Raw genomic sequence first — 21118 nt, forward strand, 5'->3', positions numbered from 1 at the left:
TCGGCGGACCGTAAGAAAAGGGTAAAGATTGACCGTCGGTCACCAGTCGTTACCGCCCGGCGCGGCCGGGACGAACCAGTCGTTGCCACCGGCAAACCAGTCGTTGCCGCCGCCGGTGAACCAGTCGTTACCGCCTGTGAACCAGTCATTTCCCCCGTGGAACCAGTCGTTGCCGCCGGTGAACCAGTCGTTGCCGGTACCGGTGCTGCGCGCTGCCTTGCTCATGATTTTCGACCCTTCGCTGAGTTTTCGTCCGTCAAGGAATCCGGACACAGGGGTGACCTGACGTGAACAGGCCGTTACGATGACCACATAACCGTTCAGGTCGACTGTGTGAGGCTCATGATGATTCTGATCGGTCGGAGCAGCTGGGTGCCACCCCGGCAATGGAAGCTCTGGTCGTTGCCACCCGCCGCGCTCGGATATGTACTGGTGATCGATTTCGTCGCGATCACCATTACCGCCTTCGCGGTGCGGTCGACGGTGTCCGGTCCCGGCGCGGGGGTGAGCTCCAGCGAGTGGGCCGCGTTCGCCGTCCTGGCCGTCGCCTCCACCCTGCACCTGGAGTCCGCCCGCGGGATCGAGCGGCGCCGCGAGATGGCCGCCAACACCTCGCCGCACACGAACCTGAAGTGCCTGTGGGTCTTCGCCAGCCTGCTGCTGCTGCCGCTGTCGCTGGTGATCCCACTGATCTGCCTGTCGTACCTGTACTCGTGGTTCCGCGTGTACGGCCGCACCGTGGCCCACCGCAAGATCTTCTCCACGTCCACCTACATCCTGGCCAGCGCCGCCGCTGCCGCCGTCCTGCGGGGCGGCGGCCTGCTCACCGAGCCGCGCGTCCCGACCAGCTTCTGGACCCTGCTCGTCGTGATCGCCGCCGCGGCAACCTGGTGGCTGGTGAACTACGCGCTGGTGATCGGCGCGATCCTGCTGGCCTCCCCGGAGGCGACCGCCCGCGAAGCGCTGGGCGAGCTGTCCGACCAGCTGGTGGTCTGCGCCGGGCTGGGTCTGGGCGTGGCGATCGCGGCGATGCAGACGTCATACCCATGGGTCGTCCCCGTCCTGATGGTGACCGTGCTGGCGCTGCACCGCGACCTGCTGCTCCCGCAGTACCAGCGGGCCGCCGGGACGGACCTGAAGACAGGGCTCGCCACCCCGTCGTACTGGGCCAACGCGGTGCCGGCGGAGCTCGCCCGCGCCGAGACACTGCGCAGTACGGTCGGCCTGCTGATGCTCGACCTGGACAAGTTCAAGGAGATCAACGACACCTACGGGCACCCCGCGGGTGACCAGGCACTGAAGGCGGTCGGCGAGTGCGTCCGGGCTGAGGTGCGTCAGGGCGACCTGGTCGCTCGGGTCGGTGGCGACGAGCTGGCCGTGCTGCTGCCGGGCGCCTCGGAGACCGAGGTGCTGGAGGTGGCGGAGCGGATCAGGGACCGGCTGGCCGCCCTGACCGTCGCGGTCACTACGACGGGAACGTCGAAGACCATCATCACCGGCGTACCGGCTTCGTTCGGGGCTGCCGTGTATCCGGAGGTGGCGGTGACGATGGACCAGCTCGTCCTGGCCGCCGACAACGCGCTGCTCACCGCCAAGCGGGCCGGCCGGAACACGATCGTGTCCGCTCAGCCGCTGCCCCCGGCCGTCGGCGAGCGCCCCGACCAACCGGTCGGCGACTGACCGTACGCCGTACCCGCCTGCTGCTCCGAGCGACATGGGTCAGCCCTCCTCGAGGCGCTGGTGCCATTAGTGCACCAATGCCCCGTGGAGGGAACAAGCTAACCGATAGTCACTGAATCCTGATCAAAGCCTTACCCACCAGTGCGCGGGCCTCGACGGCGGTGTGTGCCTCGGCGAGCTGGTCGAGCGGAAAGGTCCGGTCGACCACCGGGACCAGGTCGCCCTGGGCCGCTCGCCGCATCACGTCCTCACCGGTGATGTCGATCGCGCGGGTGTCGGCGCGCAGATCCATGATCCCCTTCACGGTGATCCCCCGCCGCTCGGCCTCCGCCGGGTCGAACGCCGCGAAGCCGCCGCTGGGCGCACCGTGCGCCGAGATCCACCCGCCGTCCTTGACGGTGCCGAACGCGGTCGCGCCGAGCTGGCCACCGGCCCCTTCGAACGCGACGTCGACCCCCGCGCCATTCGTTGCCTCTAGCACCAATTTCTCCCAGCCCTCGACCGAGTAGTCGATCACCACGTCGGCACCCTGCGCCTTGACCAGGTCGAGCTTGGCCTGACCGCGCGCCGCGCCGATCACATGCGCACCGGCCTGGTGAGCGAGCTGGACGAGCAGGACTCCCATGCCTCCCGCCGCGGCCGTGATCAACACCTCTTTCCCTTGCAGGCTTGGCGCGAGCTGCTCGAGCAGCAACGTGGTGAAGCCGTCACCGAACACGGCCACGGCGGTCTGGAGATCCAGCTCTGCCGGTACTTCGACCAGCTCCGTTGCTTCGGCGACCCCGAGCTCGGCGTGACCACCGAAGTCGACGGTCCGGCCGACCACGGTGCGGCCGACCCACTTCTCGTCGACGTCCGGACCGACCGAACGCACCTTGCCGCCGAACGAGTTGCCCGGCACATAGGGCGGCTTCACGTCGAAGAAGTTGCCATGGGCACCCTTCCGGATCGCTGTCTCGACGAAGATGAGGTCCGTCAGCTCGATGTCCACCAGCACCTGGCCAGGTCCGGCCACCGGCTCCGGCCAGTCCTGCACCTCGATGACGTCCGGGTCGCCGAATGCTGTCACTACTGCTGCCCTCATATGTCTGGCTCCATTCCGTTATCGCGGATCGTGGTGGCCAGCCTGCTACCTCAACCAATGTTGAGGTCAAATGCATCTTGTCGGTGGTGGTCGGTAGGGTTCGAGGGGTGTTGGAGGTTGTCTTCAGGCCCGCCGACCCGCCGCGCGCGGGCCGGCTACTCCTGTACGGCGACCTGGCAGCAGCCGGCCTGGTTGCGAACGAGAGGGCCGAGCTGGTGCTCCCCCGCGGCGACCAGGTGCGGCGGGTGCGGGTGCCCGTGGCGACCCTCGGGATGAAGGAAGGGCTGACCTTCTTGCTCGGGTCAACAGACGCGGTGTCGGGGAGTCTGCGGGCGTGGGCGGCTGCTGCGTTGGCTGGGTTGGGGTTGGTCGGGCGAGGGCGGTTGGTGCCGGAGAAGAGCCCCTCCGGGTACGGCGCCTGGCGGGTTGCACCGCTCGATCCGGGCGACCACGGGTGGTTGCGGAATCTGGCGGCAGCCATGCCGGCGCACGGACATGCGTTGGCGATCGACGGGTCGCGGCCACTGAGACTGGTGGACCCTGAGCAACTCGTGCGGGCGTTCTGGGATGCTCTCGCCGACACTTTGGTGCGGACGCCCGCCGCCGCGGTCGCAGTACGGGCTGGTGCCGCGGCTTTCGCGGAGGTTGAGCCAGTGGCGTTGACGGGGTCGACGGCTTGGCTCGAGGAGACCGCTCGCAGCGAGGAGGCCGGCGCGCGACTGGTACTGCGTATCGAGCCGCCTGAGGATGACTCCGAGTTCCGGGCCGTGCTGCAGCTGCGCAGTGGGGTCGATCCAAGTCTGCTCGTCGATGTGGCCGACGTGTGGAACGCGCCTCCCGCAGTACTGGCTGCTTTGGGTGAGAGGGCCGAGACTGATCTGCTGCTGGCTCTGCGTCGGGGTGCTCGGGTGTGGCCGCCGCTCGGGGCTGCGCTGCGGGATGCGGCGCCGGCCGCAGTACCGGTGGGCGATGCGGCGCTGGACGAGTTGGCAGGTGACAGTGACGCGCTCGACGGTGCCGGGATCGAGGTGTTGTGGCCTGCCGAACTGTTTGCTGGTGAGCTCGCGTTGCGAGGTGCTGTGCAGGCGACGCCGACGCCTGGGGCGGTGACTGGTCCGGACTTCAGTTTGACGGAGTTGCTGGCTTTCCGCTGGCGGCCGACGCTGGACGGGCAGGAGTTGACGGAAGCTGAGATCGCGGCGCTTGCCGAGGCGAAGCGGCCGATGATACGGATGCGCGGGCGCTGGGTTCGGATCGATCAGGAGCTGGTCCGCAAGCTGCGTCGCGGTGGATCGCGGAAGCTCAGCGGCGCCGAGGCGCTGGGGGCGGCGCTGACGGGGACGCTGGAAATCGACGGCGAGCTGGTCGCTTTCGACGCGGACGGTTCGCTGCTGACGATGGTCGAGCGGCTGCGCGCCGCCGAGCAGCCGGAGCCCGTGGCCGAGCCGGTCGGACTAAGAGCGACTCTGCGCGACTACCAGCGGCGAGGGGTCGCGTGGATGGCACAACTGGCCGAGCTCGGGTTCGGCGGGTGTCTGGCCGACGACATGGGTCTGGGCAAGACGATCCAGGTGATCGCTCTGCATCTGCATCTGTCCAAGCGTGGTCGCGGGCCGACGCTGGTGGTCTGCCCCTCGACGTTGCTGGGGACTTGGGAGCGCGAGCTGATGAAGTTCGCGCCGGACGTGCCGGTACGCCGGTACCACGGGGCTGGGCGATCCTTGTCGGATGTTGGGCCCGACGAGGTGGTGCTGACGACGTACTGGGTGGTGCGGCAGGACCATCGGGTGCTGGGTGAGATCTTCTGGGGACTGGCGGTCGCGGACGAGGCGCAGCACGCGAAGAATCCGTTGTCCCGGACGGCTCGCTCGTTGCGGACGTTGCCAGCGGCAACCAGATTGGCGTTGACCGGGACGCCGGTGGAGAACCGGTTGTCCGAGCTCTGGTCGATCCTCGACTGGGCCGCGCCGGGACTGCTCGGCACGCTCGACCGGTTCCGGCACGACGTCGCCGTACCGGTTGAGCGGTATCACGATGAAGAGGCGACGGCCCGGCTGGCGCGGGTGACGAGGCCGTTCCTGTTGCGGCGACGCAAGAGTGATCCGGGGATCGCGCCGGAGTTGCCGCGCAAGACTGAGCACGACGTCGTCGTACCGCTGACCGCGGAGCAGGCGACGCTGTACCAAGCCGTGGCCAAGGAGACGCTGGCCAAGATCGAGGAAGCCGAAGGGATCGCGCGGCGGGGGCTCGTGCTGAGTCTGCTGACGCAGCTGAAGCAGGTCTGCAACCATCCGGCGCAGTTCCTGCACGAGCCCGGGCCGCTCCCTCGGCGCTCGGGCAAGCTCGCGGCCCTGGACGAGTTGCTCGACGTGATCCTCGCGGAGGGCGAGTCGGTCCTGATCTTCAGCCAGTACGTCGAGATGTGCCGGCTGATCGAGTCGCATCTGGCGGCGCGGCAGGTGCGTTCGCTCTTCCTGCACGGCGGGATCGGGGTGCGGAAGCGGGAGCAGTTGGTCGAGCAGTTCCAGGCGGGTGAGGCGCAGGTGTTCCTGCTCTCGCTCAAGGCGGGCGGTGTCGGGCTGACCCTCACGAAGGCGACCCACGTCGTGCACTACGACCGCTGGTGGAACCCGGCCGTCGAGGACCAGGCCACCGACCGCGCCTACCGAATCGGCCAGGACCGCCCGGTGCAGGTCCACCGCCTCGTCACCGAGAACACCCTCGAAGACCGCATCTCCACGGTGATCGCCACCAAGCGCGAACTGGCCGACGCGGTCATCGGCTCCGGCGAGTCCTGGCTGAGCGAACTCTCCGACACCGAACTGACAGAACTCGTCGAGCTGTCCACAACCCCCGCAAAGTCCGGCGCCGCAAGCGCCTACAACCCCTCAGCAGTCGGCCGCACGCCGCAGTTGCAGGAGGTAACAGATGAATGAGCGGACGCCGTGGCAGGGGTGGCGGGAGCGGGGTGGGGAGAGTGCGGCGTTGCCGGCGGCCAAGGGGCCGGGGAGTCGACGGCCGTTCGGGGCGACCTGGTGGGGGAAGACTTGGCTGGAGGCGTTGGAGCATCGGGCCCGGCTGGATCCGAACCGGCTGGGTCGGGGACGTTCCTACGCGCGCCGTGGCAGTGTGCTCCAGCTCGACGTCGACCCCGGTGTCGTGCGCGCGTCGGTGCAGGGCAGCCGCGTCACGCCGTACGAGGTGACGGTGAAGATTCGCGCGTTCGACGACGCCGAGTGGGATGCGGTGCTCGATGTGGTGTCGGCGCAGATTGGGCGGGTCGCGGCGCTGCTCGACGGCGAGTTGCCGCCGGAGCTGGTGGATGACGCCCAAGCGGCCGGCCTCGAGCTGCTGCCCGACGCGGGTGAGGTGCGAACCGACTGCAGCTGCCCGGATTTCGCCGTTCCCTGCAAGCATTCCGCCGCGGTTTGCTACCTGATCGCCGACGCGCTGGACGAGGATCCGTTCGAGCTGCTGTTGCTGCGCGGCCGGCAGAAGGACGAGCTCCTGTCAGCTCTGCGCGCACGCCGATCCGTCGGCAGCGAGCCGCTGGCGATCAAGCCTCAACCGGTGGGCGTCGTGGCCAAGACGGCTTTCGCGAGGACACCCGGTCCCCTGCCGAATCCTCCGCGGCCGATGAATCAGCCCGGCGCGCCAACCGCAGTACTGGTGCTGGAACCGCCACGGCAGTCGGGTGTCGACGGCAAGGACTTGGTCGCGCTGGCGACAGACGCAGCGCGGCGGGCGTGGGAGTTGGCGGCCGGTGACGGCGACGGCGGACTCCGCCTGACGCGTGAACAGGACCTGGCCCGTCGAGCCGCCGACTTGCTCGGTACGCCGGGAGGACTCGCCGACCTAGCGCATCGCGCCGGGCTGACAGCTCGGCAGTTGACGAATTGGGCCGTCGCCTGGCGCGAAGGCGGCGCCGGCGGGCTGGCCGCGGCCGCTGATCGGCCCGCGGACCTCGATCCGAGCGCCTTGGCGGAAGGGCTCGAGGTACTCGACGGCGTGGTCGAGGGGAACCGGATCACGGCCGCGCGGGCTCAGCTGCGACTCGGGGCCGACGGGCTCTGGTACTTGTTCATCAAGCAGTTCAGCGACTGGGTGCTGAGCGCGCCGCCTTCGCCCGATCCTGCGGAGCTACTTGGTCGTCCGTGACGCGACGAAAGCCTCTGCCAGGCGGCGGATGAGGTCATAGGGAATCGGCTGGCTGAGCGGGAACTTGAGTGTTCCTTTGCCCGACCGATAGGGCTCGATCGCCTGCGCCAGGTGGTCGTCCACGGGCGGGATCGGGTAGACCGCGATGTGCTTCTTCCAGCCGCTGAAGTACATCAGCGGCTTGCCGTCCATCGTGATGGTTGGCAGCTGGTAGCTGATCTTCTCGCCGCTGCTCGGCACCACCGCATGGATCGTCTCCCGCACCTGCCGCAGGATGTCCTGCACGTCGGCCGGGAACGACGCGAGGTATTCGTCGACACTCCGGAAATCCGTCGTCGCCATGTCTCAGAGTGCCCCCGCCCGCCGACGGGGGCAACCTCAGCCACCCAGGTCGGCCTTCAGTTCCTCGGTGAGCCGCGCGGCGATCTTGGCGTGGCCGTCGACGGTCGGGTGGACGTCGTCGGTGCAGTCGTCCGTGGTGATCCAGCCGTCGGTGCTGACGTACCGGATCCGCGGATCGCGCGCCGCCTTCACCGCCGCCTCGATCTCGCTCGCGTGCTTGCCACTGAACGGGCTCAAGGCAACGATCTTGCTGTCCTGGTACGCCGCCCGCACCCGGGCGAGGTAGTCGCCGTACTGCGCGGCCGTCAGCGTCTGGTCGTTGACCCCGAGGTTGAGCACGACCACGTCGGGCTGCTCGACCCGCTCGGCGGGCGAACCGGCGAAGTTCCAGCCGAACGACTCGGGCCCTGGCGGCACCTCACCGTTCCCTGGCTTGAGAACGCCCTGACTGCCGAACCCCACCTGGTACGCCGAAGCCCCGAGCGCTCGCGCGGTCAGGTAGGCGTACGACTTGCTGCCGTCCGCCCCCTCCGACTCGGGGTGAGCACTGAGCGCCCGAACGCCCTGGGTGATCGAGTCGCCGTAGAACTCCAGCCGCGGACCACCCGGCCGGCCGCTCAACCGCAACCGCGTCTCGGCGTCGAGCACCAGCCCGGCGAACACCACCGCGCACCCGAACGGCGGGTTCCACCGATTCGCGTGTTCGTTGACGTCCTTCACCACGATCTCGACCTTGTGCTGCCCGGCCCGCTCGGCGGTCAACTCGATCACCGGACTCTCGACGACGTGCAACTCGGGCTCACCCTCGTCGACGCCGACCCACAGGTGCGGTGGTGTCGTCAGCCCACTGACGTCGAACAACACCTGGACCGCGGTGCCGTTGAACGTGAAGGAGATCCGCGACCCGGAGTTCACCGTGATCGCCACGCCCGGCTGGTGTCCCCACTGCCCTTCCAGCACTACCCGCGGATCTCCCGGCGCCACCACTTCGCCCGCCACAAACCCCACAGCTCCACTCCCGACTCCCGGCAACCGCCCCATTCTCGCCGAGCCATCCCGACTCGCGGTCACCACCCTTCCTTCCGGGCGCGGGCCTCGAAGAGCAGGATGCCGGCCGACAACGCGACATTGAGCGAGTCCGCCCGCCCCAGCATCGGAATCGAGACAGCGTCGAACCCCTGCTCGTGCCACTGCCGGTCAAGCCCGTTCCCCTCCGACCCGACCACGAACGCCGTCGGCCCTCCCCTGTACTCCGGTACGCGGTAGCTCCCCGTCGCACCAGGGTCGGCCAGGTGGACGGCGAACCGATGCTGCCGGAGCCACCCGGCCGCCGTGGCGATGTCGTCGAACTCGAGCACCGGCGTACTGAGGACCATGCCGCGACTGGCCGTGTAGACCGATGGATGCGACAGCTTCGCTCGGCGGCTGGTCAGGACGAGGCAGTCCGCGCGGGCTGCGTCGACTGTGCGGATCAGGGTGCCGAGGTTTCCGGCGTACTCGACCCCGTCGGCGACCAGGACCAGGGACAACTCGGTGAACGTGAACTGCTGGGGCTGCCAGACCGGAAGCCGGGCGATGGAGACGAGGCCGTCCGATCTGCTCCGCCGGGCGACCCGGGCGAGGAGCTTCGGGGAGATCCGGTAGACCTCACGGGCTCGGGCGGCGGCGCGTTCCGCAGTACTGGTGTCTTCTGCTGCTTCTGGGCAGTAGTACAAGGTGTCGATGGTTGTCGGCGTGGTGAGGAGCTGGTCGTGCTCCCAGTTGCCTTCGACCAGGATCCGGCCGGGGACGGAATCCTTGCGGACAGCGAGCAGTTCGCGAACTCGCGGGTGCTGCGCGCCGATGGACAGAGCATCGAGACGTGACGGTGCCATGGGTGACTCCGGTGAATGAGAACAGCAAGCAGCCCGGGGACAACCGCCTGGGTCGTCCGCACCGGTACTGCTGCTGGGGTCGGCTAGAGCGTTTGAGGACGCACTAGCCGAGCAGTCTCATCATGCTTCGGATGGTAGGAACTGCGGCCGCCCGCCGCATCAGGTTTTCTGCTCGCCGAAAAGCCCGGGAACTTGTCGGTGCGGCGCCTTAGGGTGACCGCATGTCCAACGGACCCGCAGTCGAAGCGATCGATCTGGTGAAAGTGTTCGGCACGAACCGTGCCGTCGACGGAGTGAGTTTTGTCGTTCCGGAAGGGACGGTGCTGGGCCTGCTCGGGCCCAACGGCGCCGGTAAGACGACCACGGTGCGGATGCTGACAACGCTCAGCGTGCCCACCAGCGGCACCGGCCGGGTGGCCGGCCACGACGTGATCAAGGAACCGGCGGCGGTCCGGCGGAGTATGGGCCTGACCGGCCAGGCCGCCACCATCGACGAACTGCTGACCGGCCGGGAGAACATCCGGCTGATCGGCAGGCTCTACGGTCTGCCGACCAAGTACCTGCACAAGCTGGCCGACGAACTGCTCGAGCGGTTTCTGCTGACCGACGCCGCCGACCGGGTGGCGAAGACGTACTCCGGCGGCATGCGGCGACGGCTCGACCTCGCGGTCAGTCTGGTCGCCTCGCCGCCGGTGCTGTTCCTGGACGAGCCGACCACCGGCCTCGACCCGCGTAGCCGGGCCGACCTGTGGGAGGTGCTGCGTGGTCTGGTCAAGGACGGCACCACCTTGCTGCTGACAACGCAGTACCTGGAAGAGGCCGACCAGCTGGCCGACGAGATCATCGTGATCGACAAGGGCAAGGTGATCGCGGCCGGAACGCCGACCCAGCTCAAGGACCAGGCGGGCCGCGCCAGCGTGATGGTCACGGTGACCGCGGCCGTCGATCTGCCCCGCGCCGCCGAGCTGCTGCGGCAGCACGCGCCGGAGGTCCACGTCGAGGAGGCGAGCCGGCGGCTCACCGCACCGGCGAGCGGCCTGGGCGACATCTCCCGGATCGCGAACGTCTTCGCCGACAGCGGGATCGGCATCGACGACCTCGGCCTGCAACGACCGAGCCTCGACGACGTCTTCCTGCACCTGACCGGCCACCGCGCCGAGTCGACCGATACCGACACCGACACCGTTGAGGCGCTGACCGAGCAGGAGACCGTTCGATGACCGCCGTGATGACCAGGCCGCCGATCCACCAGCGGTCCCTGCTGCAACAGTCGATGACCGTCGTCTGGCGCAACCTGCTGCACATCCGGCGGATGCCGGAGATGCTGCTCGACGTGACGGTGCAGCCGGTGATGTTCGTGCTGCTGTTCGCCTACGTCTTCGGCGGCTCGATCAGCGTGCCGGGGACGTCGTACCGGGAGTTCCTGCTGCCGGGAATCATGGCGCAGACGATCATCTTCTCCTCCGCCATCGTGGCCATCGGGCTCACCAGCGACCTGGAGAAGGGCATCGTCGACCGGCTGAAGTCGCTGCCGATCTCGCGGTCGTCGGTGCTCGTCGGGCGGAGTCTGTCCAGCCTGATCCACTCCGGCATCGGCATCGTGGTGATGAGCCTGACCGGGCTGCTGATCGGCTGGCGGATCCGCGACGGGCTGGTCAACGGCGTCCTGGGCTACCTGCTCCTGCTGCTGTTCGGCTTCTCGATGATCTGGCTGGGGATCTGGGTCGGGTCGCTGATGCGCTCGGTGGAGGCGGTGAACGGCTTCATGTTCACCGTGATGTTCCCGCTCACCTTCGTCGCGAACACGTTCGCGCCGACCCAGAACATGCCCGGCTGGCTGCAGTTCATCGCCGAGTGGAACCCGGTCTCCGCGCTGACTGCCGCCTGCCGCGAGCTGTGGGGCAACGGCCTGGCACCGTCCGCGGACGCCCAATGGCCGCTCCGGCACCCGGTGATCGCCTCCATCGGCTGGTCGATCGTCTTCACCGCCGTGTTCGCCCCGCTCGCCCTGGCAGCCTTCCGCCGCCGCTCCAGGGACTAGCCCTGTGCCTTGACCGGCCTGTTTGTCCACAGGCCGGTCGGGGCGGGTTTCGGTCTGTCGGGCCGCGTCGATAAAGTCCGTTGTCTGGTCGTCCTCGGGGCGGCCGGGCCACGGGAGGAGAGGCGCGATGGACGCGACGTTGCTGGACGCGGAGGCCGAAGCGGCCGTTCTGCGCGTCTACCGGCAGGTCTTCGCCGTGCTCGCCCGCGAGGCCGGCGCGATGATCGTCGATCCCGAACTGCTCGATGTCGACCAAGCGATCCTGGACGCGTTCGCCGAGGCCGGCAGCGACGGGATGACGGTCGAGCAGGCCACGCTCGCCTGCCGTGGCTATCCGCATGACGTGATCGTGCGGCGCTTCGAAGTGCTCCGGCAGTACGGCGCGATCACCAAGCTGGTCGACCGGCCGAACGAGTTGCGCCACCGCGCCGCCTTCGCGCCGTACGTGATGTTGATGTTCCTCAAGCGGATGTCGGTGCAGGGCGGTCAGGCCGAGCTGCACCAACTGCTGACGCTCGAGGCGCACAGCGTGAGCGACCCGCGGGCCGTCGAGGAGCAGGGCAAGGCGTCGATCGAGCGGCTGACCAAGGTGTTCCGGCTGCTGGGGAACGAGTTGTCGATCCTGGTCTCGACCAGCACCACCGCACAACTGCGGGAGAACGCCCAGCTCGCGTGGGGCAACGAGCGGCTGATCGAACAAGCCGAGAAGGTGCACCGGATCGTCCTCGACCGCTGGCCGACCCTGCACCAGGTCTGCACGCAACTGCGGATGTCGCTGGCCGCGTATGCCGATGCCGTTCAGCTTGCGGCCGGCCGACTGGTCGAGCGAGCCGGTACGACGCGGGCACTGGGGTTGCTGCCGATCGAGACCTGGCTGACGTTCACGCGGAGCAGCGAGATCGACGTACTGGCTGGAGTTTTGGACGGGCTGCTCTTCGACGCGGCCGCTCCGGAGTTCTCGCCCGAGGGGATGCTGGAAGCGGTCGAGTCCGGACGACGCACCGGTACTGCGCGGATGGCGCCGCCGCGGCCTTCTTCGGAGACGGACGCGCCCGAGTCTGCTGCCGCGACGGATCGCGAGGATCTTCGGGCGGAGGCCGAGCGCATCCTGGCCGGGCGAGACAGCGTCAGCATCGTGGAGGTGGTCGACGACGCGGGCGACTGGGTGACGGCGCGGCGGGTGCTGGCCGAGCTGACGGCCGCTCATCTGCATGACGAGCTCGACTACGAACTGGTCTGGGGTGACGGGATGCGGGTCGATCCGTCGGCCGGGACGCCGTGGGCGACCGAGGGTTCGTTCCGGCGGGTGACGCGATGAGCGCGCCGGAGGTTGTGGAGAGCGGACGCAGCTACAACGCGTTGTGGTGGGCGAAGGTGCAGTCCGCGGGGCCGTTGCAGGTCTCGCCGGATACACCTGCGGTCTCGGGGATGACTCGGGCGGCTGAGCCCGATGGCGCGTCGATCTGGATGGTGCCGACGCTGCCGGACGGTGCGGGGCACGGGGTTCTCGACGAGCTCGGGATGTCGGCGGTGGCGGTTGAGCAGCCGAACGAGACGGCCCGAGTGCTCGCGATCTGCGTAGCCTGCTGCTGGCCGGATCGCAGCGGCTCAGCCTGGCCGGGCGTCGTTGGCACGCTCACCCAAATCAAAGCCGTGTACGCCGGTCTGCGCGGCCGCCCGGAACAGTCGAGCGACCTCACCCTGATCATCGGCAGCCTCCGTCGCCTGCACGCAACCAGCTGGCTCCTCTGGAACGAAAAGGCCGGCGAGGTCCGTCTCGGCCCCCGGGTCATCACGTGGGGCCCATCGCAACTAATCGGCCTACGCGAGGTCTGCCGAGTCCTACCCGACCCGCCTCCCGCAGTACTGGCTGCTCCGCCGGCGCCTGAGGTTGCGCCGGAGCCGCTGCCTTCTGAGTCTGAGTCTCCAGCGACTGAGGAGGACGTGTGAGCGAGCAGCACGCGTTGTTTGATCCTCTGTTGCAGGATCTGAGTGACCGGAGCCGGGACGAAGTGCTGGCTGCTTTCAGCGCGGTGCAGTACGCCGCGCATCCGGTGGCCGAAGTACAGCTGGCTGGGCTGCGTGACGTTACCTTGCGGCGCCAGGTGCAGAAGATGTTGAAGCTGATCGGGCGCACGTTGGTGCATGTCGACGGGACCCATTGGACCGCGGGTTACGCCGACGACATTGCCGAGACGCTTACCGCGCAGGGCTGGCAGCCGTTGTCTGTTGTTGATCGCGCGGTTCTGGTGCTCGTGTTGGTGCATTCGGTGGCTATCCCCCGCAGTGAAGGCATTCTCACCGGCGACAGCTGGAAGTCCGCGCGGCCGACGACGGTCGACGAACTGCGCACCACGAAGATCAGCGGTGAAGAGCGCCGGCTTGCTCTGCAGCGACTTCGCGCGGCCGGGCTGATTCAATTGTCGGGCGATCATTCCGGCGGTCCGAGCTACATCCCCGGTCCGCAACTCCAGCGGCTCACCCCGGCGGCACGACGCCGGCTCCAGGACCAACTGATCCTCGCGGCCGCACCGTCGAGCCCGATCGCCGAAGCAATCCGAGCCCGCCTCGAGCCATCCCCAAGCTCCACCTGAACTGCGGTTCGTTTCACCGCACGGCCCAGGAATCGCGCTGCCTCGGCTGCAGCTCGTTTCACCGCACGGCCCGGGACGGCGCAGCCTCGGCTGCAGCTCGTTTAACCGCACGGCCCGGAAATCGGCGCAGCCTCGGGTGCAGCTCCGGGGAGACAGCCGTGCCCGGCGGGGTGACAGGGTTCGCCTGGGACCTCGCCGGGCACGACCTCAACGCAGTACCTCAAGGGCTACTGAGTTTGACGGGCACACGACCGGTGACTTGCGTGCCCGTCCACCGAGCTCAGAGTCCGTGATTCAGATCTTGCCGGTGCCTGCGTTGGCCGTGACGATCGACTTCACGTCGGCCGCCGCGTCCAGGGTGAAGCTGTAGGGGATGGCCGCGACGCTCCCCGGGTTGCGCGACACCGGCGTACCGGAGCCGACCAGGTAGTTGCCGTCCAGCTTGAGATTGCCCTCGGACGAGTCGCCGGTCTGAGCGACCGCCGGCTTGCTGACGCTCTCGAAGTAGTTGCGCTGGACGAACACGCCCGCGCCGACCGTGGAAGCAACGCCGTACCCGCTGGTCGCGCGGTAGTAGTTGTTGTAGACGTGCACCGGGTTGGCGAAGCGCACCCGCGGGTGGCGCTGGGTGGAGCCGTCGAAATAGTTGTGGTGGTAGGTCACCCGCAGCTTGCCCCGGTCCTCACCGCCGTTGTCGTCGGAGTGACCGAGCAGGAACGACTTGTCGTGGCTGAACACCCGGTTCCACGACACGGTGATGTAGTCCGAGGCGCGCTTGATGTCGACGGCGCCGTCGTACCCGTTGCTGAAGTTGTTGTGATCGATCCAGACCCGGGTCGAGTACTGGACGTTGATCGCGTCGTCGTTCCAGTTCCGGAAGTTGATGTTGCGGATGATCACGTTGCTGACCTGGCTGACGTTGATGCCGCCGGTGGTGATCGTCGCGCCGCTGCCGACGCCGATGATCGTCTTGTTGGACGCGACCTTGGTCATGCCGCTGGGCAGCGCGATCGTGCCGGAGACGCGGATCACCCGGGCACCGCTGGCCTGCATGTTGCTGATCAGGGCCGCCTGGGTGGTGACGGTGACCGGCGACGCGCTCCCGCCACCGGTCGTACCACCACCCTGGGTGGCCCAGCCTTGGAGCGCGAACGTGTAAGCGGAAGCCTCCGGCGCGACGGCGACGCTACCGGCCGCGACGAGTGCCGCGGAGGCGGCCATAGCCAGGGCGGCACGGCCGAGCCGGCGGCGCGGAGGGGTTGAGGTTGGGGCGGAAGATGACACGAGGAACCTCCAGGACGAGTACCAGGTTCCGCGCGGCCCGCGTCCGGGTTGCGCAGTACTGGCGGATGGAAGGGTTGGATAGAGCGCTCTATCCGCGGGGGAAAACGCTTTCCTCGCAATGCAAGGTAGTCATGGGTGACAGCGGCGTCAACAGTGCGTGAGCAGCTGATTACGTATTCGACAATCTTCGATTTTGCAGAGCGCTGCCGAAACTTTTCTGGGCTCGGGCGAGGCTCGGCGGCTGCCTTCCGGACGCCGCGGGAACGCTCCGGGCCTGCCGATGCGGCCCAGCGCGCGCCGACTGGATATGGTCGGTTCTTCCGGCCGGGGGACCTGGAGTCACCCGGACGAGCTCCCCGAACGCAGACCAGATAGGAACGGCATGAGCACCACGACCCCGACCGAGGACGGCCCGTTCGACATCCTCGGTTCGAAGGTGCTGCTCGGTGTCCAGGTGGTCGATCTGTCCCGGCTGTCGACCCATCCGATCCCGATGGTCAGCCAGGGCCTCGTCACCGTCGCCGGCCAGGGCCCGGTCGACTCCAACGGCGCCGGCAAGTCGTCATGGATCGCCGCACTGTCGCTCCTGCACGCCGACGAGCAGTGGCGGCTGACCAGCGGTGCTCCGGGCGCGGCCGAACTGCTCTTCACCGCGGAGGCGGCCGGCCAGGAAGGCACCTGGTCGAACGTCGATCGCGGCTACATCATCGGCGTCTTCTCCGACCCCGACCTGACCGAGCTGGCCGAGATCGAGGCGGCCGCGATCACCGTCTGGATCCGGATCAACCGCAAGGCGTCGTACCTGGATCTGCGCTGGAAGAAGGGCCTGCACGTCCCGTACGGCGCGACCGAGGCCGAGCGCGCGGCCGGCGCCGACGCGTTGTGGGCGGCCCTCCCCCACTCCAACGGCCGCACCGACTTCCACGCCAACAAGCTCTCGACCGTCCTGTACGGCGGTCAGGTCCGTTGCGTGTCGTTCCTGTCGACCTCCGTCAGGTCGTCGCCGACAGCCAACCTTCTGGCCGAGCCGCTCAACGAGCTCGGCCCGGCCCGCATCTTCAACGCGATCGCCACGCTGACCGGACTCGATCACGAACTCGAGCAGGAGCAGGCTCACCGTTCCGCCGAGCACACGCAGCGCGAGGCGACCAAGCAGGCGGCTGCCGACCTGCAGCGCTGGGAGCAGGAGATGGCCACCGTCGAGGCGGGCATCCTGCAGCGCGCTGCGGCCCGCGAAGCTCTTGCCGCGGCCCGCGAATCGTGGCGAGCTCGTTGCGCACGGCACCTGATCGACGGCGACGCGCGGAACAGCGAGATCGTCCAGGAGCTGGGGGTTCTCGACGAGCGGGTGGCCGAGCAGGAGGCCCGCCGCGAGACGATCGACACCGAGATCGAGGCGTTCGGCAGCGAGGAGAACCTGCTCCGCGACGTCCAGCTGACCCGCCAGGAGCGCGACAAGCTCGACGCCCGGGACCGCGAACTGGATCTTGCCCAGCGTTCGGTCCGCGAGCAGCTCGAGCGGCTCGGCCAGGAGCACCGGCGATTGCTCGAAGCGGGTCGCTCGGCCGACGGGCGCGATTTGGCCGCTGCTGCGGATGAGCAGGAGGAGGCCCGCGCAGTACTGGAAGAGCACATCGGGCGGGATCACGCGGCGCGTGCTTTCGTGGATCAGGCCTCCGCCGAGTTGCGGGAGGCCGAGAGTGGCCAGACCGTTTCGGCCCCGCAGCAACAGGTCCTCGCGAACGCGGGCATCGAGTGCGGTGCGCTGACGGACATCACCGAACTCGCTTCGCCCGACCGTGCGGAGTGGGAGCCGCGGCTGGCGCCGTACCGGGAGGCTGTTGTCGTTGACGCGGCCGATGTCGCGCTCGCGACCTCCGCGCTGAGCGATGCCGGCTATCCGGGTTTCCTGCTGGTGCTGGCGAATCGGCCCGGTGCCGCTGCTTTCAAGGGCGGTCCGTCGTCGGCGGACAAGCGCTTCAAGCTGGATGGATTCTTTGCCGCGCTGGCCGCCCGCTCGGCCAAGGAGGTCATCGACGATCAGGCGGGTGTGGTCGCCGTCGGGCAGTTCGAGGAGGCGATCACCGGTCGCACCGCCCGGATCGAGGCCGCTCGCCGCCGACTTGACGCAGCCGTCGAAGCGCGGTCGGCCGCATCAGCTGCGCTTGAGCAAGCTCGCGCACGGGTCGAACAGGCCGAGCGCCGTACTGCGGCCGCTCGCGCGCTCGGCACGGCCGCCGACGTCCAGGAGCAGATCCTCGCTCTCCGCGAGGCCAACGATCAGCACGAGACCGATCGCGAAAAGCTCGCGCCCGCGTTGCAGGCGGCGAAGGAGTCGGCCGAGGCAGCTGCCGGGCAGCAACTCGTCCGGGACGAGCGGTTGAAGAACCTCGAGGCGACCCGCCGCGATCACGACCGCATCCTCGACGAGCTCGCCAAGCGCCGGCTGGTCCTGCTGGAGGAGCAGGCCGCGCTCGACCTCGTCTCCAGGACAACTGCGTGGGGCGGCAGCGGCGCGGAAGCCGCTGAGTTCTTGGTGGCCTTGCCGGATGAGGCCGCCCAGCGACGGACCACGGCCGACTGGAACCACCAGGCCTGCACCCAACTCGACGACGTCGTACGCCGATGCTTCCCGAACGCACGCTCGCGGGAAGAGATCCCGTCAGAGCTGTGGGAGATCCTCAACGGGCCCGAGGGCTGGTCGAACGGGACGCTTGGGGCGCGCGTGGCGCTGGTACCGGCTTTGCAGCGGACGCTGGCGAGCCACCTGGCGCAGCACGAGACCTTCGACAGCCTGCAGCAACAACAGATCGCCAGCCAGCGTGCTGAACGCAATGCGGCTCTGGAACGCGCCCGCGAAGGACTCGGCGAGGCTGAAAGCACGGCACGCGCCCACCGCGCATCGCTTGCCGACGGCATCAAGGCGCGGCTGCGCCTGGTGTCGACGGAGTTCGACCGGCTCGACCAGCAATACGGCGGGTACGGGGCCAAGCTCGAGTACCCGGAGCCCGACCCGCCGGCCGAGCCGGACAAGCCGTGGCGCTGGACGGTCACGCCGAAGTGGCGACGGTCCGAGGGCGGTCCGTTCTCGGCGTTCAACGTCAAGGGCAACACCGCGCAGATGGACGAGAAAGCGGTCAAGCTCGTGTGCGCCGCCGCTCTCGCTGGGGGTAGCGACCGGCCGCTGCTGCTGATCCTTGATGAGCTGGGGCGCAACCTGGGGTCCCAGCACCGGCGTGAAGCGGTGGCATTGTTCGAGCAGATCGGCCGCGACCGGAACATCACAGTGATCGGCGCCCTGCAGGACGACATGGAACGCTACGCACTGTCCTCCTCACGCCTCTACGTGAAGCTCCGCCGCTCCTCCGACACGATGGCCTACAACCAGGCACCCGTGGTGAAGGGCAACGAGGAGTACGCCGACCGCGTAGAACTCCTCCGAACCTGGCTCGACTCCTACCGCGGCCCCCGCCCCACCCTCGACCTACCCCCAGCCACCCTGGACTCCATCCACCCCGACCCACCCACGCCAGCCACCACCAACGCACCGCCGCCACCCACCAACGCAACCACTGCGCCTGAGTCCAGCACCTCGACGACTGAACCCGCTCCCACCACCCCAGCCGCACCAGGGTCCCCAGACGTCGCCGTACCGGCACCCACCGACGCCGCCGCACCAGCGCCCACCAAGCCCACGTCCCGCCGCCGCTCCCCCAAGGCAACCAAGCCAGACCCCAGCGACACAGCGCCAACTCCCGCCCCCACAAAAAGCAAGCCCACCGCAACCACCCGCAAAACCGCCGCCTCTGGCAGCACCTCCCAGAACCCCACCGCCAGCACCGACGCGGACAGCACCAGCCAGGACGCCACCGGCGGGAGCAGAGTCAGCGACGCCGACGGCACGACCGCGGCTGCGGACAGCGAAGTGAGCAGCACCGCCCAGACCGCGACCGACGGCACCGGCGCCGCAGACAGCACCGGGGGCGCGGACAGCGCAGTCAGCGAAGCCGACCGCACGACCGCCGTCGCCTCGGGCAACAACGCCCCGAACGCAATCGGTAGCACCGGCACCGACAGCACCGGCGGGAGCGGAGCCGGCGACGCCGAGGGCACAACCCACGGCACCCGCGGCGCAGACAGCGAGGTCGGCGGCACCGACCGCACGACCGCCGTTGCCTCGGGCAGCAACGCCCGGCACGCAACCGGTAGCACCGGAGCAGACAGCGGAGCCGGCGACGATGATGGGGCTGGTGGCGAGGTGGACGGAGCGGAGTACTGAGTGCTGTTGGTGGGGTGGACGGTGCAGGGGAGGGTTGCAGCGGTTTCCGGTGGGAGGTTGCGGAAAAGGGACCCCGGTGGTCGGGGGTGACCTGTGGCTGCTTCACACTGGAGCGGTGACGTGTCAGCAGCTGGGCGTTCCGGCCCGCACCATCTGTTCACACGGAGTAGGCGTAGCTCTGGTCAACCACTCACCGGTCGGCGTACCGTCCGTTGGACAGGTCCAGCCGGCAGCTGATCGGAGGGCGTGAGATGTCATCTTGGCTACTGCGCGCCCAATGGGCTCACCGCGACGAATCGGTCGACCACCGGGCTCTCCGCGTCGGGCGCACGCTGACCGCGGTCGCCGTCGCGTTCCCGGAGGTGCACCTCTGGACGCAGGACGAACGCTGGGGCTTCCACGTGCTCGAGGCCGACGCGTCGACGCCGCTGCAGGAGATGGTCGAGGCGACCACCAAGGTCCTCTCCAACGGTTCCAGCACTACCCGCCTGCACCTGCAAAGCGCCGGTGAACTCCCCTGGCTGTTCGACCTCTCCATGGGCGGCACCCTCACCACGGTCTCGGACCAGCTCACCCTGCACTGGAGCGACGAGGACGCCCTGAGCCAGTCAGAGCGCTTCGCCCAGGTACTCCGCGCCGTCGTCACGATCTGGGAACCCGAATGGGCCAGCATCGCCGACACCGAACTAGCCGCAGCCGCAGGCGTCTTCCGCCGCGGCATCCCGATGATGGGCTGGCTCACCTACGTCCGAGGCATGATCGCCGGCGCTCCCGGCATAGACATCGCCCTCACCCCCTTCGAACGAGGCACCCTCCTCCAGGCCCCCGTAGCCCCCGCAGACCTAACCCCCATCCACATCTGCGCAGCAGCAGCCCTAGTAGGAATCTCCCCCGAAGACCTCTAAGCGCGAAACAGCCGCCGGACTTCGGCACACACCAGGACTGTCCGCTGCAGGGGAAGCTAACACCACATGGCTTCCGCTCCGCCGAGACGCCCACACACCAGTACGCCGGTAGGTCGACACGGCGCACGGAGGCGCTGACGCGGGGAGGCCAGGTGCCGGCGCGGCGGCACGGCACGGAGGCGCGGGCGCGCGGAGGCGAGGCGCAGGCGCGGCGGCACGGAGGCGGAGGCGCGGCGGCACGCCGGCCTGGAGGCGCGGACGCAAGGCGGGGCGAAGGCACGGAGGCGCGGACGCGAGGCGGAGGCACGCCGGCACGGTCGCGCGGACGCAACGCGAGGCGGCGGGGCGGAGGCGCGAAGGCGGGCAGGCGAAGGGGCGGCGGCACGCCGATAGGTCGACCCCTGGCCCGCCAGCACGTCGATCGGCCAAGGACGTCGGTTGGCCAAGCACGTCGGTTGGCCAGCGCGTCGGCAGGTGGGCACTCGGCCCGTGGGCTTGCCTTTGCGGCGACCGCTCGCCCCGTGGGCGCCGACGTTCCTGAAGGAACCGCCGTCAGCGTGCCCGTGGAATCCGCCTTTGGCCAGCCGCGCGGTCTCGGACCGTCAGGTCCCATTCATTGAGCTCCGTCGCCACCGTCCGGCCGGACTTCATCGCCGTCACCAGCCGACCCGTGGCGGCAATCAACTGCCGGCGCCGCCCACCGAACGTCCTGGGACGGGATGTGGTCGCCCGTCTCGCCGCCTGGCAACCGGTGGGAGAAATGTTAAGGGCCACCCCGAACGGGGTGGCCCTTAACAGTGTGAATGTCCGGCGACGTCCTACTCTCCCACGACCTCCCGGTCGCAGTACCATCGGCGCTGAAGGGCTTAACTTCCAG

The 21118-nt window shown here is 68.8% G+C and carries 16 protein-coding genes; 10 read left to right on the plus strand and 6 right to left on the minus strand.

Annotated elements, in window-relative coordinates; genetic code table 11:
- Positions 1 to 39: 39 nt before the first annotated feature.
- The gene (locus AB0F51_RS35420; protein ID WP_360287380.1) at positions 40 to 225 is read right to left on the minus strand and encodes a DEAD/DEAH box helicase; all 186 of its coding nucleotides are present in this window, start codon (positions 223 to 225) and stop codon (positions 40 to 42) included.
- A gap of 117 nt (positions 226 to 342) precedes the next feature.
- On the opposite strand from AB0F51_RS35420, the gene AB0F51_RS35425 reads away from it, so the two are divergent.
- Positions 343 to 1680 carry a GGDEF domain-containing protein gene (locus tag AB0F51_RS35425; protein WP_360287382.1) on the plus strand — a complete coding sequence of 446 codons (1338 nt, stop codon included), beginning with the start codon at positions 343 to 345 and terminating at the stop codon, positions 1678 to 1680.
- Between the two features lie 109 nt (positions 1681 to 1789).
- On the opposite strand, the gene AB0F51_RS35430 is transcribed toward AB0F51_RS35425, so the two are convergent.
- Positions 1790 to 2764 (minus strand): zinc-binding dehydrogenase, encoded by a 975-nt coding sequence (locus AB0F51_RS35430; RefSeq protein ID WP_360287384.1) that lies wholly within the window; start codon positions 2762 to 2764, stop codon positions 1790 to 1792.
- Positions 2765 to 2871: 107 nt separating this feature from the next.
- Here AB0F51_RS35430 and AB0F51_RS35435 point away from each other — a divergent pair, with 107 nt between their 5' ends.
- Positions 2872 to 5700: a DEAD/DEAH box helicase gene (locus tag AB0F51_RS35435; protein WP_360287387.1), complete on the plus strand. Its 2829-nt coding sequence runs from the start codon at positions 2872 to 2874 to the stop codon at positions 5698 to 5700.
- On the plus strand, positions 5693 to 6922 hold the full coding sequence (locus AB0F51_RS35440) for an SWIM zinc finger family protein (protein WP_360287390.1): 1230 nt from the start codon (positions 5693 to 5695) through the stop codon (positions 6920 to 6922). Before AB0F51_RS35435 ends, AB0F51_RS35440 begins: the two co-directional genes overlap by 8 nt.
- Here the strand turns inward: AB0F51_RS35440 and AB0F51_RS35445 are convergent.
- From AB0F51_RS35445 to AB0F51_RS35455, 3 genes are read right to left on the minus strand one after another with little or no spacing between them, the layout of a single operon-like run.
- Positions 6905 to 7264 (minus strand): DUF1801 domain-containing protein, encoded by a 360-nt coding sequence (locus AB0F51_RS35445; protein WP_360287393.1) that lies wholly within the window; start codon positions 7262 to 7264, stop codon positions 6905 to 6907. The genes AB0F51_RS35440 and AB0F51_RS35445 overlap by 18 nt on opposite strands.
- 36 nt (positions 7265 to 7300) lie before the next feature.
- Entirely contained in the window at positions 7301 to 8272 is a 972-nt protein-coding gene (locus AB0F51_RS35450) for an SGNH/GDSL hydrolase family protein (protein ID WP_360287395.1), read from the minus strand.
- 59 nt (positions 8273 to 8331) lie between these two features.
- Positions 8332 to 9138, minus strand: a complete 807-nt coding sequence (locus AB0F51_RS35455) for a TrmH family RNA methyltransferase (protein ID WP_360287398.1) — start codon at positions 9136 to 9138, stop codon at positions 8332 to 8334.
- A 221-nt stretch (positions 9139 to 9359) separates the two neighbouring features.
- Here AB0F51_RS35455 and AB0F51_RS35460 point away from each other — a divergent pair, with 221 nt between their 5' ends.
- The 5 genes from AB0F51_RS35460 to AB0F51_RS35480 all read left to right on the plus strand — a co-directional run bounded on the left by AB0F51_RS35460 (position 9360) and on the right by AB0F51_RS35480 (position 13773).
- Positions 9360 to 10358, plus strand: a complete 999-nt coding sequence (locus AB0F51_RS35460; RefSeq protein WP_360287400.1) for an ATP-binding cassette domain-containing protein — start codon at positions 9360 to 9362, stop codon at positions 10356 to 10358.
- Positions 10355 to 11179 (plus strand): ABC transporter permease, encoded by an 825-nt coding sequence (locus tag AB0F51_RS35465; protein ID WP_360287402.1) that lies wholly within the window; start codon positions 10355 to 10357, stop codon positions 11177 to 11179. The genes AB0F51_RS35460 and AB0F51_RS35465 overlap by 4 nt, the downstream gene beginning before the upstream one ends.
- A gap of 127 nt (positions 11180 to 11306) precedes the next feature.
- Positions 11307 to 12497: a hypothetical protein gene (locus AB0F51_RS35470; RefSeq protein ID WP_360287404.1), complete on the plus strand. Its 1191-nt coding sequence runs from the start codon at positions 11307 to 11309 to the stop codon at positions 12495 to 12497.
- Positions 12494 to 13129 carry a hypothetical protein gene (locus tag AB0F51_RS35475; protein ID WP_360287406.1) on the plus strand — a complete coding sequence of 212 codons (636 nt, stop codon included), beginning with the start codon at positions 12494 to 12496 and terminating at the stop codon, positions 13127 to 13129. Before AB0F51_RS35470 ends, AB0F51_RS35475 begins: the two co-directional genes overlap by 4 nt.
- On the plus strand, positions 13126 to 13773 hold the full coding sequence (locus tag AB0F51_RS35480; protein WP_360287409.1) for a hypothetical protein: 648 nt from the start codon (positions 13126 to 13128) through the stop codon (positions 13771 to 13773). Before AB0F51_RS35475 ends, AB0F51_RS35480 begins: the two co-directional genes overlap by 4 nt.
- Before the next feature lie 294 nt (positions 13774 to 14067).
- On the opposite strand, the gene AB0F51_RS35485 is transcribed toward AB0F51_RS35480, so the two are convergent.
- Positions 14068 to 15057 carry a pectate lyase gene (locus AB0F51_RS35485; RefSeq protein ID WP_360287411.1) on the minus strand — a complete coding sequence of 330 codons (990 nt, stop codon included), beginning with the start codon at positions 15055 to 15057 and terminating at the stop codon, positions 14068 to 14070.
- A 382-nt stretch (positions 15058 to 15439) separates the two neighbouring features.
- Here AB0F51_RS35485 and AB0F51_RS35490 point away from each other — a divergent pair, with 382 nt between their 5' ends.
- Both AB0F51_RS35490 and AB0F51_RS35495 read left to right on the plus strand, forming a co-directional pair.
- Positions 15440 to 19336, plus strand: a complete 3897-nt coding sequence (locus tag AB0F51_RS35490; RefSeq protein ID WP_360287413.1) for a chromosome segregation ATPase — start codon at positions 15440 to 15442, stop codon at positions 19334 to 19336.
- A gap of 251 nt (positions 19337 to 19587) precedes the next feature.
- The gene (locus tag AB0F51_RS35495) at positions 19588 to 20241 is read left to right on the plus strand and encodes a hypothetical protein (protein WP_360287416.1); all 654 of its coding nucleotides are present in this window, start codon (positions 19588 to 19590) and stop codon (positions 20239 to 20241) included.
- Positions 20242 to 21118 lie beyond the last annotated feature (877 nt).

Source organism: Kribbella sp. NPDC023855 (assembly GCF_040639475.1).
Lineage (GTDB): Bacteria > Actinomycetota > Actinomycetes > Propionibacteriales > Kribbellaceae > Kribbella.

Coding starts and splice junctions, on each gene's coding strand:
- AB0F51_RS35420 (WP_360287380.1), bottom strand. CDS start 225: ATGAGCAAGGCAGCGCGCAGCACCGGTACCGGCAACGACTGGTTCACC.
- AB0F51_RS35425 (WP_360287382.1), top strand. CDS start 343: ATGATGATTCTGATCGGTCGGAGCAGCTGGGTGCCACCCCGGCAATGG.
- AB0F51_RS35430 (WP_360287384.1), bottom strand. CDS start 2,764: ATGAGGGCAGCAGTAGTGACAGCATTCGGCGACCCGGACGTCATCGAG.
- AB0F51_RS35440 (WP_360287390.1), top strand. CDS start 5,693: ATGAATGAGCGGACGCCGTGGCAGGGGTGGCGGGAGCGGGGTGGGGAG.
- AB0F51_RS35445 (WP_360287393.1), bottom strand. CDS start 7,264: ATGGCGACGACGGATTTCCGGAGTGTCGACGAATACCTCGCGTCGTTC.
- AB0F51_RS35455 (WP_360287398.1), bottom strand. CDS start 9,138: ATGGCACCGTCACGTCTCGATGCTCTGTCCATCGGCGCGCAGCACCCG.
- AB0F51_RS35460 (WP_360287400.1), top strand. CDS start 9,360: ATGTCCAACGGACCCGCAGTCGAAGCGATCGATCTGGTGAAAGTGTTC.
- AB0F51_RS35465 (WP_360287402.1), top strand. CDS start 10,355: ATGACCGCCGTGATGACCAGGCCGCCGATCCACCAGCGGTCCCTGCTG.
- AB0F51_RS35470 (WP_360287404.1), top strand. CDS start 11,307: ATGGACGCGACGTTGCTGGACGCGGAGGCCGAAGCGGCCGTTCTGCGC.
- AB0F51_RS35475 (WP_360287406.1), top strand. CDS start 12,494: ATGAGCGCGCCGGAGGTTGTGGAGAGCGGACGCAGCTACAACGCGTTG.
- AB0F51_RS35490 (WP_360287413.1), top strand. CDS start 15,440: ATGAGCACCACGACCCCGACCGAGGACGGCCCGTTCGACATCCTCGGT.
- AB0F51_RS35495 (WP_360287416.1), top strand. CDS start 19,588: ATGTCATCTTGGCTACTGCGCGCCCAATGGGCTCACCGCGACGAATCG.